Genomic DNA, 13,417 nt, shown 5'->3' with positions numbered 1-13,417 from the left:
GTATTTATTAAAATGAAAACTGTTTTAATTGTAGATGATATTTATGAAAACCTTTACCTACTTAAGGTTATACTAGAAGAGGCTGGATATAACACCATTGAGGCTAACGATGGAAAGCAAGCATTAAATAAATTACATAAAAATAGTATAGATTTAATTATCTCAGATATTTTAATGCCCGTTATGGATGGTTATATGTTTTGTCAAGCCTGTAAAAAAGAAGAAGCATTTAAAGATATTCCTTTTGTTTTTTACACATCTACATATACAGAAAAATTAGACGAAGAATTTGCCCTAAAATTAGGAGCAACCCATTTTATTAGAAAACCAACAGACTCAGAAACCATTACAAAATTAGTTCAAAAACTACTAAATGAAGCAACTCCCAATACTAAGACACAACCAGATGAAAAACCAGAATTTACAGAGCAAGAAGTTTTAAAGCTTTATAGTAAAAGACTTATAAGTAAGCTTGAACAAAAAAATTTAGATCTTGAAAATGAAATTTTAGAAAGAAAACAAGCAGAAGTTAAGTTAAAGCTAGCTAAAGAGTTTAATGATAAGCTCATTATGTCTATGCAAGAAGGGCTTTTAATTGTAGATCTTGAAGGTAAAATTATTATGGCCAATAACTCTCTTTGCGAAATTCTTGGGTATACACAAGGTGAACTCATAGGGCTTAATTTACCTTATCCTTTTGCAAAAAAAGGAGATCTAGAAAAAATGTTATCTATTAAAGATGATGTAATAAAAGGAGAAGCAAAGTCTTTTAAATTAGAGTTTTATAAAAAAACTGGTGAGAAATTTATAGCATCATTTTTATCTGGAAATATTTTGAATGATAAAGGCGAGGTTATAGCTATATTTGCCACTGTTAAAGACATTTCAGAAGAAGAGAAGGCTAAAAAAATACTAGAAGAAACAGCTTTAAAATCTAAAGAGAAAAAAAGAGTTATTTTAGAACTAGCTAATCTTTTAGGAGAAGATTTTAGTAAGTCTTTAAACAAAATTACTCAATTATCTGCACAAGTTTTAAATACTGAAAGGGTTAGTGTTTGGAGTTTTAGTCCTAATAAAACAAACATAACATGTGAAAAATTATATCAATTAAAGGATAATTTACACAAAGAAGGAGGAAGTATAAACTTAAAAACCAACCCTAACTATATAGAAGCGCTAGAAAAATTTCAAACTATAAGAGTTAAAAATGCGCAGCATGATAGCATAACAGAAAAATTTTCAAAAGATTATTTAATTCCTAATAATATCACATCTGTAATGGATGTATTAATTAATAGTACAAAAGGGCATTATGGAATAATTTGCTTTGAACATGTAGGAGACACATTAAGATATTGGACCGCAGAAGATCAAGAATTTGCAACATCAATTGCTAATATAGTCTCTTTAATGTTTGAAAGTGCAGAACGTAAGCAGGCAGAACAAAACTTAGTATTGGCTAATAGTGAACTAAAAAAAGCTAATAATGAACTTAATATTCTGCGAGATCAGTTAGAACAAGAAAACTTTTATTTGAGAAATGAGTTAGACCTAGTTTTTAATTATGAAGATATGGTTTATGGAAGTGCAGAATTTAGCAATGTATTAACAGAAGTTGAAAAAGTTGCACCTACAAACGCAACCGTAATGTTATTAGGAGAATCTGGAACAGGAAAAGAATTATTAGCTAGAGCTATTCATAATACCAGTTTACGTAATGATAAACCACTTATTAAGGTTAATTGTTCTGCCATACCAAGAGAGTTAATAGAGAGTGAATTGTTTGGACACAAAAAAGGCTCATTTACAGGAGCAATAAATGATAAAGTAGGAAAGTTTGAATTAGCAGATGGCGGCACCGTTTTTTTAGATGAAATAGGTGAGTTACCATTAGATATGCAGCCTAAAATTTTAAGGTTTTTACAAGAAGGTGAAATTGAAACGGTAGGTGGTACAAAATTTAAAAAGTTAGATGTCAGGGTAATAGCTGCAACAAACAGAAACCTTAAAGAAGAAATTAAAAAAAAACAATTTAGAGAAGATTTATATTTTAGGCTTAATGTATTTCCTATTGAAGTGCCACCATTAAGAAAAAGAAGAGAAGATATTCCTTTGTTAATTGAACATTTTGTAGATAAGTTTAACAAAGCCTATGATAAGAACATTAAATACATACCGGCAGAAACCATGAATCTTTTAAAATCTTATGATTGGCCAGGAAATATTAGAGAATTAGAAAATTTAATTGAGAGAGCATCAATATTATCAACTAATGAAACTTTATTAATACCAGGCTTTGAGTCTACTATTCAAAAAACAAAACAGCCAATTAGTAATAAAGATTTAAGCTTTGACACGGCTCAAAGAAATCATATTCTTCATGTTTTAGACAAATGTAATTGGAAAATTACAGGTAAAGATGGAGCCTCTACTTTGTTAAACTTAAAACCAAGTACACTTAGAGATAAAATGACAAAATTAGGTATATTAAAGCCAACAAAACAGTAACGGTATACCGTTAATTTTAAAATTTTAAACAAAAGCCACACGGTATTCCGTGTGGCTTTTGTTTGTTGGTACAATCAATGTTTTGTTTTAAATAACTAAAAGTCAATCGCTTATATTTTTTTTGTAGTTAAAATCTTGTTTGGCACATCAGTTGTTTCGATGTTTTTGTAATAAAAAATGATGAAAAAGGAAGTAGAATTTGATAATATGGAATTTGGTTTAGACCACAATTTTATCCATTGTAAGTTTAAGGGGAAATTAAATAAAACGTTTCTTCAACTTGATATGGAAGATATTATAATTGAGGTTGTACCTACGTTATCAGAAATCAATTATAAACCGATAATTTTTGATTTAACGCAAATAAGTAAGGTTGATGCTTTTAGAGTTTTTAAGATACTATCACGTAATTCAAATATTAAATTATTAGTGCTTTCAAAATCATTTTTAGTTAAGTCATTTGACTTGAAATTGCTTTTTGATTTGTGCAGTTTTAAATGTGGAGCTGTGGTGCCTAATAAAGTTTTCACAAGTTATAATCAATCAGTAAAATTTTGTAGTAAAGATTATGAGCAATTTAATGCCTGTTACTAAAAAACCAATAGAAGAAATAATAATATTAGAAAATGCTATGTTTTGGATAGATGATTCAAAGTTTCTTCATTGTAAGTTTACAAATAACGATTCTAATTCTAAATTGAATTATGGCTTAGTAAAAAGGTATATAAATGCTATTAGTAAATTATGTAAGGGTAAATCTATGCCATTTATTATAGATGTTAGAAATGCTCGGGGTACGTTCTCAATTTCAGCAGCTAAGTTAGTAGCTAATAGTCCAGAGCTTATAAAGCTTAGAATTTCAGAAGCTTTTGTTGTTAATACTATTGGTGTTAGATTATTGATAACAGCATATAAAAGAATATATAACCCAATTACACCATTTGGTGTTTTTAAAAATTTAGAGTTAGCTAAAAATTATTCTATAGAAACAGAAAAACAATTTTATAAAAATATAGAAGACAATATTTTATAAACAAAACAATTACTAAAAAGGTGAGCTATATAAATAACATAAAAATAACAGTTAGTAAGATACACATAATAGGTGTGTTTTTATTAGCGCTTAGTTCATTTAATTGTTTTACTCAAGTTGTTAATAAAGGAGTTCTGTTTATATCTAATGAAACTAACATGTATGTTGAAAATGAATTTGTAAATGAAGAAGGAGCAGTTGTTGTAAATAAAGGGTCTATATATTTAAATGTAAATGCAGAAAAAAGCACTCAAGTTTTACCGTCTGGTATTACTTATTTTAAGTGCTCTATTAATCCTGATAAAAATGTTTTTGTATCTGGAAATGATAAAGTATTCAGATTGTCTAAACAATATAAAGATAGAATAATTTACATAGGAGAAAAGGTAAGAAAGTTTAAAGTAATTGCTGAGATTAAAAATGAGGCTATTAAAGATAGTAGTAGCAATTTTATTATAAGAAAAAGTGGTTCAAAATTGGAGCAAACAAATACGTTAAAGAATTCAATTTATGGAGAAGTTGAATTGGCAAAGAATGACTATATAGAAATTTGGGAGCAACGTTTTAAAAAGAATCAAGTTTCTTCAAAAAAGAAACTTTCTCTAAATATTAGTATAAGTAGTAATTAATAGCAAAAGGGATTTTGTGAGAGGGGTCCCGCAAAAAGCACCCTGATATTACATTGTAATAGAGGGGTGCTGTTTTGTTTTAGAACTTATACATACTCACCAAAATAGTTAGTTTACTATTTACTTAAAGTGCTTATTTCCTTGGAAATCTTTATCTTTCTTCTTCTTGTTATTCATGTTAAGTGAATAGGTTATTCCTAATTCTACTATAGGGCCAACTCTTTCATATAAAGTTTCTTGATAGAAAATTTGTTGGTTAGATGCATTAAAAGCATTGGTGTCTAAACCTGTATCATTTTGAGCAAATATATCTAAACCTCTTACAGAAATATCCCATGCGTTAGAAGGTTGATAACTTAAAGCAATGTTAGAAACTGAAAAGGCATCATTTTGACCTTGTGATGTTACTGTATTAGATATTCTGCTAAAATCGTAATTAAATCTTAACTTGTTAGATAGGGTAAAATTAGCATTTCCTTTTAAAGACCAATTAGTACTATTTTGGTCAACATTATAACCAAAAACCTCACCTTTAATTTGGTAGTTATACAAAGAGCCGCCAATAAAAAATTTAGCCCAAGAATTGGCAATTATATTCATGTTTAATTCGGCACCTAATGATGTAGAATTACCAGCATTGGTGTAAGATCTAATTAATACATCTTCATTTAAAATAGTATTTAATTCGGGGTTTTCGTTTGCTGTTGTAACAGTGTTTACTCTAAAAACAGTATTATCAGTTCCTCTGTAAAATCCTGTTAATCCAACATTGTTTTTACCTAGTTTTTTTTCAAATGTAATTTCAATATTGTTTAAATATTCAGCTTCTAATTCTGGGTCTCCAACTACGTAAACTTCAAAATGGCGACGGTATAAAAACGGAGCTAATTTAGTAACAGAAGCTCTATTAATTCTGCGGCTACCAGCTAAGGTAAGGTTATTGGTTTTGTTAAATTTGTAATTAAAATGTGCCGAAGGAAATACATCTAATTTATTTTGACTGTAATTTTGTTTTAAGTCTGCTCCAAAAATAGGAACATAATCGGTGTTGCCTATTTTTAAAGTTTGGTCACCATACTCAGCACGTATTCCTAAAATATAATTAAGTTTTCCTCTGCTAACTGAATAATCGGCATAGGCAGCGTATACGGTTCTAGTTAAATCAATAGTGTTATCTAAATTTTTTGTAACAAGGGTGTTATTAAAATTAAATTCACCTTCAATATTAGTATATTGAATTTGTGCTCCGGTACCAAAAGAGCTAAACTCATTAATTTGTTTTTCATAATCTGTATTAAAACGAAGGCCTTTTAGTGGTGTGTTGTCTGATAATGAATAATTATCGGCATGATTAGCATTTGCATAATTATTGTAAATATCATTATCAATCTCGGCTCTAGAGTTGTAGAAATAGTTTTTATTATTTAATTCTCTACTTAACTTAGAAGTTTCGTAGGCTGCAGCTATTTTAAATGAAGCGTCATTTTTTAATGCAACAGAATAATCTATATTAAAGGTGTTGTACTCACCGTATCTATCATCAATGTTAGGATTGTACATAAATTGTTCTGTTGCTGTGTCTTTGTTAGATTGGTCTGCGTCTGCAAAAAACGTGTTGTAAATGTAATATGCAGCTCTTCCTTCATTTCTATTTCCATAGAAATATGAGAATGATAATTTTTTAGTATTAGATAAATCAAGGTCTATTCCAGCGTTTGCTGTATAGTTTTCGTACCACTCCGGACGTTGCCCATTTTTAGCGTTCATATGATAAAAATCACCTTCGGGTTGGTTAACAAAAACCCTTGCTTCACCAGAGCGTTTGCCGTTTACGTTTTTCATATTGTAATTAAATCCGCCATAGATAGTTATATTGTTCTTTCCGTATGAAATATTGAATCCACCACCGTAACGGTCGTCTTTTAATTTATGTTTACTAAATTCATCGGTTATGTTTCCCCAAGGGGCACCACCTAGTAATCCGTTAACTGAAACCGATAAGCCTTGATTGATATTTTTCTTGGTAGTTATATTAATAATACCACCTTTACCCTGTGCATCATAACGAGCTGTAGGTACAGTAATGACATCTATTTTACTAATGTTATTAGATTGAATTTGGCCTAATAATACAGAGGGTTTAATGTTTGTTGGTTTACCGTTTAAATAAACCATAAAATCACTAGTTCCTCTAACTGAAACATCACCGTTTGGGTCTACTGTAATAGAAGGTAGTTTATTCAAAACATCTGCCGCATTACCTCCTTTTGCAGTGGCAAAATCGCTAGCATTATAAACTTTTCGGTCTATTTTAGTTGTTGCTGTTTTGGTTTGAGATTTAATAGTTACAGCATCTAAAGATTCTAGTTGAGGTTTTAATAAAATAGAACCAATATTAACTTCATTATATGTTTTTGAGATTGTTATGTTGCTTATTGTTGTAGTTTCATAGCCAATAAAAGATATTTGTACGCTATAAGTTCCTGATTTGATATTGTTAACGCTAAAAGTTCCATCATCAGATGAAATAGCACCCGAAACTGTATTTGAATCATTGTTTAAAATAACAACTGTTGCAAAAGGAATGGGGGCTTTAGATTCGTTATCTATAATGAGTCCTTTAATAGTTCCTTTTTGGGCAAAAGTAAAAGCAGAGAATAAAGTAGATAGTAATAAAAATAAAATGGCTTTTTTCATAAATCAGTTTAGCTTAAATAGGGTTTAATATTATTATAGGCTAAACTAAATTATTTAGTATAGGTTAAATGGTCTTTTTGAAAATAAAATGGTACTTAACTTAAATGATTGGTTCTATATGCACTTGGGGTAAAACCTACGTGTCTTTTAAAATATTTTGTAAAATGAGAGTTATCTTTAAAAGATAATGAATAAGCTATTTCAGTTATATTTTTATTGGTGTATAATAGCAAACGTTTAGCTTCACTAAGAATGAAATCTGATAAAACTTCAGAGGCAGATTTACCACATTCATTTCTACAACTAGTGTTTAAGTTTTGTGGGCTTGTATTTAGCAAGTCTGCAAAGTATTCAACACTATTAAAAAGTTTGTTTTGGGCAGAAAGTAACTCAATAAACTTTTGATAAATACTATTGTTAACAAGAGGTTTTTGTTTTTTAAATTGTAGCAATTTACCTAATAATGCTTTAAAAAGACCTTCAATAATTGTGTTATTTCTATTTTTAGATTGGTTTTCGTTTATTAATAATTTAAAAAGACAGATAATGGTTTTGTTATCTTGAGGAGTTAAATGTGTATAAGCACTTATTTTAAGTAATAAATGTTTTATTTCTATGTCAATACAATTATCTATAAAAGATTTTTTAATGATGATAACAAACCCATCTGGTTCTGAAGTGAGGTTCCAAAAATGAATTTGTTCTTTTCTAACAACAAAAAACATAGGCGGGGTAATATCTATTTTTAAATTATCTATTACATGGTAACCTGTGGCGTTAGTAAAGTAAACAAACTCAAGATATTTATTATGTTTATGAGGAGACGTTTTCCTAACGTTTTTTCTAAAAGGTTCAATTTTTATAGTATCATAAGATAAAGTTTTATCTATTATTTTTAGTTCAGAAACCCCACTCATAGTTATATTAATATTTAGGTGCAAATGTAAGAAAAGGGCAGCTTATAAAAGGTTAATAGTGATAAGGTGATTAAATGAGTTAAAATTTTAAATTAAACTAAGCAAAAAAACACAATTACTTTTTTCAAAGAAGTAATTTTGTAAATTGCGTATCAGTTAAAATAGGGTATTAAAAATATGGTTACTTTAAAACAGTTAGCAAAAGAGTTGAATGTTTCAATTTCTACAGTTTCAAAAGCATTAAACAATAGTGAAGAGATTGGAGAAGAAACGGTTAAACGTGTTAAGGAATTGGCACAGCTTTATAATTACAAACCCAATAAAGTGGCTTTAAGTTTAAAGCAAAACCAAACCAAAACTATTGGTGTAATTATACCTAATATCTTAAATCATTTTTTAGCAAAAGTACTTTTTGGTATTGAGAGAGAAGCTACCAAGCTAGGTTACAATATGATTACCTGTATTTCTAATGAATCTTTAGAAAAAGAAAAAGAGAGCCTTCAAATTTTAGCAGACGGTAGTGTAGACGGGTTTATTTTATCAGTAGCCGAAGAAACTCAAGAAAAGAATGAAGTAGAACATTTTAAAAGAACTATAAACCAAGGGTTGCCCATTGTTATGTTTGATAGGGTAGCACATGATGTAATGTGTGATAAAGTAATTGTAGATGATTTTGATGCTACTTATAATGCAACAAAAGGTTTATTAGAAGAAAACAGAAAACAAATTGTATATATTAGTAATATTCAAGGTTTAAGCGTTGGTAAATTAAGAGAAAGAGGCTATACAAAAGCTATTTTAGAAAGTCAAACTATGGAGCCTTTAATATTAAAAATTAAAAAGAAAGATGATCATCAAAAAAAAATAAAATCTTTCTTTAAAAAAAATAAAAATATTGACGGAGTAATTGCAGCCGATAGCTCATCTGGAATTATAGCCATAAATACAGCTATTAATTTAGGTAGAAAAGTACCTAAAGATATTTCTGTAATTGGTTTTGCTAGTAAATCAGACTCTAACCATGCATTGCCAAGATTAACTACAATAAGGCAACATGCTAAACTTATAGGCGCCAAAGCAGCACAAATGTTAATTCATAGACTTCAAAACAAGCACTTAAAAGAAGAGGTTAAAACAAAAATTGTTAAAACAACACTTATAAAAAGTAAATCTACATTGAAGTAATTTGTACAATTTGTAAGCGTGTTATATTAGAGGGTTTATGCCTAAAATTATTATTAAAACAGTTAAATTACCGTTTACCGATGTATTTTAACGATAAAATGTGCGTTTCATCGATTTTTATGTTTTTAATTAATGCTTACAATTACTTTAGTCTCGTCTTAAAGGCACAACAGTTCCCTCCGCCATTTAAGCAAATTAATCCATTTAAAGTGACTGTAAAGTCATAATTCCCTCAAGCAATATAATTTGTATAAATCTGTATGCTAGTTTGCATTCGATTTTAAAGTTAATTATTCCATTTTTCCCTCAACAGAGATTTTGAATTTTCAGAGTCTTAGTTAAAGAATTTTATTAAAAATTTAAATAAGAGAAATAGTTTAACCTTAAAATCGAAATTAATATGAAATCCCTAAAAATTACTTTAATTGTAGCCGTAATTCTAGCATCTTTAACTTCTTGTACAAAACAAGATTTAAGCGAAGATGATGTACTAGGAGAAAATGAAGAGCAAACAATGCCTTATACAGGTGGAGGTGTTATAGACTAAAGCCTACATACATAATTTTTAAAAAGCTCTTTACAATTTGTAAAGAGCTTTTTGTTTTATCATATAATTAAAAAATTATAAATACATTTGGATAAATAGTTAATTCAATATTTTTGAAATTTAAATTATTCCATTTATTTGTATTTTTCTGGTTTAGCTTGTCATTTGCACAAAGTTCAAATGATTTAAGAAATATTGATTCTATTCAAAAATCTATCCTTAATTCTAAAACTAAAGATTCTTTACTAATTGCTAATGCACATTATAAAATAGGCGAAATTTATAGATATAGTTTTTCTGGAGATAGTGCTTATTACCACTACCAAAAAGCAGAAAAAATATATAGAAGTAAAAATGATAAGTTTAGAACAGCCATAACTTTGTATGGAATTGCGGCTATTCAAAACAATGAAAAAGATTTTACCGGTTGTGAAGTTACTGCTATTGAAGCTATTTCGTTATTAGAGTCATTAAAACAAACTGATAGAGTAATAAGATATAAGTCTTATTTGTATAATCTACTAGGGCTTACTTTTGGTCAATTAGAACAGTATGATGAATCTATTGCATATTACAACAGAGCCATAGAATTAAAAAGATTACTAAAAAACAATAAATCAACACTTCAAAATTCAAGAAACAATTTAGCACTATCATATAAAAAATCTGGTAATTATGCCTTTGCTTTAGAGCAATATAAAGAGATTTTAGATGAAGGTAATTTGCTAAAAGAACGACCAGATTTTTACGCATTGGTACTTGATAATTATGCACATACATTATACTTATCTAAAAACAGAAAGCAACTTCCAGAATTATATTTTAAAGCATTAAAAATTGCAGAAGATGTAAACCCCGGAGGATATAATTCTATAATAATAAATCAGCATATAGCAGAATATTATAATGATTTAAACCTAAAAGACTCTGCTAAAGTTTATGGTTATAAAGCAAAAAATCTAGCCAAAAACTATTTTAATGATGATTACTTAACCTCCCTTTTACTACTTTCGGAAATTGAAGAGGGCGAAAAATCTGCAAAAATTTTAAAAGATTACGTAAGAATTAGCGATAGCTTATTAAAACATGAAAGAGCTATTAGAAATAAATTTGCCAGAATTAGATTTGAAACAGATAAGCTAGAACAAGAAAACATACAAATAGCTAAAGAACGCATGTGGCTGCTAATAATTTCTGTAGTTATAATTATAGCATCATTTCTTTTGTATTTAGTTATAACCCAAAGAAATAAAAATAAAGAACTTCAGTTTATTCAAAAACAACAAGAAACCAATGAAGAGATTTATAACCTTATGTTATCTCAAAACGAAAGTATAGAAGAAGCTAGAACTATTGAGAAAAAACGAATTTCAGAAGAATTACATGATGGTGTTCTAGGACGTTTATTTGGCACACGTTTAAGTTTAGATAGCTTAAATTTTAATAATTCTCCTGAGGCTATAAAAACAAGAAGTCAGTATATTGAAGAGTTAAAAAATATTGAACAAGATATTAGAAAGGTGTCTCATGAGTTGAATACAGATTTTATTTCAGGATCTGGTTTTATTGATATTATAAAAACGCTAGTAGAAACGCAATCTTTAGCCTATAAACTTCAATATAATTTATCATATGATGATACTATTAATTGGGATGGCGTAAGCAATAAAACAAAAATTCATATTTACAGAATTATTCAAGAAACACTTCACAATATTTATAAACATGCCAATGCTTATAATGTAAATATTAGTTTTAAACTAAAAAATAATGTAATTTGCTTAACAATAATAGATGATGGCTCTGGATTTGATGTTAATAAAGTTAAATCTGGTATTGGTTTAAAAAATATAAACTCTAGAATAGGTGAAATTAACGGAGATCTTAATATAAGTTCTAAAATAAATGAAGGTACAACAGTTATTATTGAAGTCCCAATCCCCTAACGACTAATTTTATGGCTGAAAAAATAAAAATTTTAATGATAGATGACCACCCAATGATTATTGAAGGTTATCAAAATACACTACAATTTACTAAAAAGGAAACACAAGAATTATACATTGATATTGCAAATAATTGCGATGAAGCTGTTACTTATATGGATAAATCTTTAAAAGAGGAAAATCCGTATAATATGCTTTTTATAGATATAAGTTTACCTCCGTCATTAGATGGTTCAATGAGTTCAGGTGAAGATTTAGCAGAATATGCTAGAAAAATACTTCCAGAAGCAAAAATAGTTATACTTACTATGTTTAATGAATCTTTTAGAATTCATAATATCATTAAAAATATAAATCCTGAAGGTTTTTTAATTAAAAGCGATTTAACCTCTAGTGAATTAGCAAGTGCATTTCAAGCGGTACTTAATAATCCACCATTTTATAGTGGCACAGTAAATAGCCATATAAGAAAAACCATTGCTAGCGATATTGTAATTGATGATAAAAACCGGAAGATTTTACATTTATTATCTCAAGGTGTAAAAACCAAAAATTTAGCAACACATTTAGATATTTCTTTGAGTGCCGTAGAGAAACGAAAAAAGCAACTAAAAGAAATCTTTTCAGTTGATGATGGACAGGACGAAACCCTATTAAATGAAGCCAGAAAAAAAGGCTTTGTGTGATTTGTATTACTTTTTAAGTTGGTTTTTTGTTTTTATTTAATTTTAACATAAAATTAATACTCTTGTAAACCTACATTATAACTAGAAACTACTTGTAAACCGTAAAGTGGTTACGGTTTTTCCACAGCTAGAAGATAACTGCATTATTTATCTTTGTTCCTGTCAACACTTCAAAAAATTAATTAATCCCTCAATTTTTTTGTTGATAATAGCAATTTACAGGCCCTGTGGAGGTGAGAGACCCACAGGGCTTCTTCTTTTTAAAAAGTAAAAATAGCATTACTATTATCCCAAACAATACCAATAAAAAGACCAAGGTATATTACAGCCACAATAAATTTTATAAAAGCCGATGTTAAAAAGCCAATAAAAGAACCAAAAGCAGCTTTCATAGCAGTTTTAGAATCTGTTTTGTTAAACAGTTCACCAAGAAATGCTCCAATAAATGGTCCTATAATAACACCAAACGGAATAGGAGCTATCAAGCCAACAACCAATCCTATAGATGTACCTATCATACCATATCTAGTACCACCAAAACGTTTGGTACCAATAGCAGGAATTATATAATCTAAAACCCAAATAAGTATAGCTACAATAAGGGTAATTATTAAGAAAGATTTATCCATAGGCACTGTATTTGCCAAATGAAGAATTAGTAAGCCAACCCAACTAGTAAGCGGACCAGGTAAAACAGGTAAAAAGCTACCAATAAGCCCTAAAATCATAAAAAGTGCTGCAATAATAATTAAAATAATGTCCATGTAAATAAATTAAATTCTACAAAGTAAGACGTAATTAAGTCTTAAATGTTACATTTTTAACTAAAAAATTAGTTTAAACTAATTTTTTAGTTATATTTGTTAAAACTAAATCTTTAGTTGAAAATAAAAAAAGATTAAAAAATGAAACAACTTACTAAAGCAGAAGAAGATATCATGCAAATACTTTGGCAATTAAAAAAAGCCAATGTAAAATCTATAATAGAACAAATGTCTGAGCCTAAACCAGCCTATAATACGGTATCTACCATTGTTAGAATATTAGAAAGTAAAGGTTTTGTGGGTTATGAAAAACATGGTAAGGGACATGTATACTTTCCCATTGTAGAAAAGCAAGATTATAGTAACCAATCTATCAATAAATTGGTTGATAATTATTTTCAAGGATCCTTTAAAAGTATGGTGTCTTTTTTTGTAAAGAAAAACGATATGAACATAAAAGACTTAGAGTCTGTACTAAAAGAAATAAATAAAAAAGACTCCTAAT

General features: G+C 28.5%; 12 protein-coding genes. 9 read left to right on the top strand and 3 right to left on the bottom strand.

Going from position 1 to position 13,417, the window contains the following annotated elements; genetic code table 11:
- The first annotated feature begins 12 nt into the window (after positions 1-12).
- From J1D01_RS06400 to J1D01_RS06385, 4 genes are all read left to right on the top strand, one after another.
- The gene (locus J1D01_RS06400; protein WP_421150234.1) at positions 13-2,508 is read left to right on the top strand and encodes a sigma 54-interacting transcriptional regulator; all 2,496 of its coding nucleotides are present in this window, start codon (positions 13-15) and stop codon (positions 2,506-2,508) included.
- A 177-nt stretch (positions 2,509-2,685) separates the two neighbouring features.
- The gene (locus tag J1D01_RS06395; protein ID WP_421150233.1) at positions 2,686-3,102 is read left to right on the top strand and encodes a hypothetical protein; all 417 of its coding nucleotides are present in this window, start codon (positions 2,686-2,688) and stop codon (positions 3,100-3,102) included.
- Positions 3,077-3,541, top strand: a complete 465-nt coding sequence (locus J1D01_RS06390) for a hypothetical protein (protein ID WP_421150232.1) — start codon at positions 3,077-3,079, stop codon at positions 3,539-3,541. Before J1D01_RS06395 ends, J1D01_RS06390 begins: the two co-directional genes overlap by 26 nt.
- A gap of 20 nt (positions 3,542-3,561) precedes the next feature.
- Positions 3,562-4,170 carry a hypothetical protein gene (locus tag J1D01_RS06385; protein WP_421150231.1) on the top strand — a complete coding sequence of 203 codons (609 nt, stop codon included), beginning with the start codon at positions 3,562-3,564 and terminating at the stop codon, positions 4,168-4,170.
- Between the two features lie 120 nt (positions 4,171-4,290).
- Here J1D01_RS06385 and J1D01_RS06380 read toward each other — a convergent pair whose 3' ends face one another.
- Together J1D01_RS06380 and J1D01_RS06375 are read right to left on the bottom strand one after the other, a co-directional pair.
- Positions 4,291-6,867: a TonB-dependent receptor domain-containing protein gene (locus J1D01_RS06380; protein ID WP_421150230.1), complete on the bottom strand. Its 2,577-nt coding sequence runs from the start codon at positions 6,865-6,867 to the stop codon at positions 4,291-4,293.
- 95 nt (positions 6,868-6,962) lie between these two features.
- Positions 6,963-7,784 carry an AraC family transcriptional regulator gene (locus J1D01_RS06375; protein WP_372937221.1) on the bottom strand — a complete coding sequence of 274 codons (822 nt, stop codon included), beginning with the start codon at positions 7,782-7,784 and terminating at the stop codon, positions 6,963-6,965.
- 177 nt (positions 7,785-7,961) lie between these two features.
- On the opposite strand from J1D01_RS06375, the gene J1D01_RS06370 reads away from it, so the two are divergent.
- The 4 genes from J1D01_RS06370 (at position 7,962) to J1D01_RS06355 (ending at position 12,148) form a co-directional block, all read left to right on the top strand.
- A complete protein-coding gene (locus tag J1D01_RS06370; RefSeq protein ID WP_421150229.1) occupies positions 7,962-8,969 on the top strand; it encodes a LacI family DNA-binding transcriptional regulator in 1,008 nt (335 codons plus the stop codon).
- A 400-nt stretch (positions 8,970-9,369) separates the two neighbouring features.
- Complete coding sequence (locus J1D01_RS06365) at positions 9,370-9,516, top strand: hypothetical protein (protein WP_421150228.1); 147 nt, start codon at positions 9,370-9,372, stop codon at positions 9,514-9,516.
- 113 nt (positions 9,517-9,629) lie between these two features.
- A complete protein-coding gene (locus tag J1D01_RS06360; RefSeq protein WP_421150227.1) occupies positions 9,630-11,462 on the top strand; it encodes a tetratricopeptide repeat protein in 1,833 nt (610 codons plus the stop codon).
- 11 nt (positions 11,463-11,473) lie between these two features.
- On the top strand, positions 11,474-12,148 hold the full coding sequence (locus J1D01_RS06355; protein WP_421150226.1) for a DNA-binding response regulator: 675 nt from the start codon (positions 11,474-11,476) through the stop codon (positions 12,146-12,148).
- 260 nt (positions 12,149-12,408) lie between these two features.
- Here the strand turns inward: J1D01_RS06355 and J1D01_RS06350 are convergent, their stop codons facing one another.
- The gene (locus J1D01_RS06350) at positions 12,409-12,912 is read right to left on the bottom strand and encodes a DUF456 domain-containing protein (protein WP_421150225.1); all 504 of its coding nucleotides are present in this window, start codon (positions 12,910-12,912) and stop codon (positions 12,409-12,411) included.
- A gap of 141 nt (positions 12,913-13,053) precedes the next feature.
- On the opposite strand from J1D01_RS06350, the gene J1D01_RS06345 reads away from it, so the two are divergent.
- Positions 13,054-13,416 carry a BlaI/MecI/CopY family transcriptional regulator gene (locus J1D01_RS06345; protein ID WP_421150224.1) on the top strand — a complete coding sequence of 121 codons (363 nt, stop codon included), beginning with the start codon at positions 13,054-13,056 and terminating at the stop codon, positions 13,414-13,416.
- Position 13,417: the final 1 nt, after the last annotated feature.

Origin of the sequence: Seonamhaeicola sp. NFXS20 (assembly GCF_049132085.1) — a bacterium.
Taxonomy (GTDB): domain Bacteria; phylum Bacteroidota; class Bacteroidia; order Flavobacteriales; family Flavobacteriaceae; genus Seonamhaeicola.
This window is presented reverse-complemented; position numbering and strand designations above follow the sequence as displayed.

What these genes read in the sequence shown, in the direction of transcription:
- J1D01_RS06400 (WP_421150234.1), top strand. Translation starts at nt 13, where the DNA reads ATGAAAACTGTTTTAATTGTAGATGATATTTATGAAAACCTTTACCTA.
- J1D01_RS06395 (WP_421150233.1), top strand. Translation starts at nt 2,686, where the DNA reads ATGATGAAAAAGGAAGTAGAATTTGATAATATGGAATTTGGTTTAGAC.
- J1D01_RS06390 (WP_421150232.1), top strand. Translation starts at nt 3,077, where the DNA reads ATGAGCAATTTAATGCCTGTTACTAAAAAACCAATAGAAGAAATAATA.
- J1D01_RS06380 (WP_421150230.1), bottom strand. Translation starts at nt 6,867, where the DNA reads ATGAAAAAAGCCATTTTATTTTTATTACTATCTACTTTATTCTCTGCT.
- J1D01_RS06375 (WP_372937221.1), bottom strand. Translation starts at nt 7,784, where the DNA reads ATGAGTGGGGTTTCTGAACTAAAAATAATAGATAAAACTTTATCTTAT.
- J1D01_RS06370 (WP_421150229.1), top strand. Translation starts at nt 7,962, where the DNA reads ATGGTTACTTTAAAACAGTTAGCAAAAGAGTTGAATGTTTCAATTTCT.
- J1D01_RS06365 (WP_421150228.1), top strand. Translation starts at nt 9,370, where the DNA reads ATGAAATCCCTAAAAATTACTTTAATTGTAGCCGTAATTCTAGCATCT.
- J1D01_RS06355 (WP_421150226.1), top strand. Translation starts at nt 11,474, where the DNA reads ATGGCTGAAAAAATAAAAATTTTAATGATAGATGACCACCCAATGATT.
- J1D01_RS06350 (WP_421150225.1), bottom strand. Translation starts at nt 12,912, where the DNA reads ATGGACATTATTTTAATTATTATTGCAGCACTTTTTATGATTTTAGGG.
- J1D01_RS06345 (WP_421150224.1), top strand. Translation starts at nt 13,054, where the DNA reads ATGAAACAACTTACTAAAGCAGAAGAAGATATCATGCAAATACTTTGG.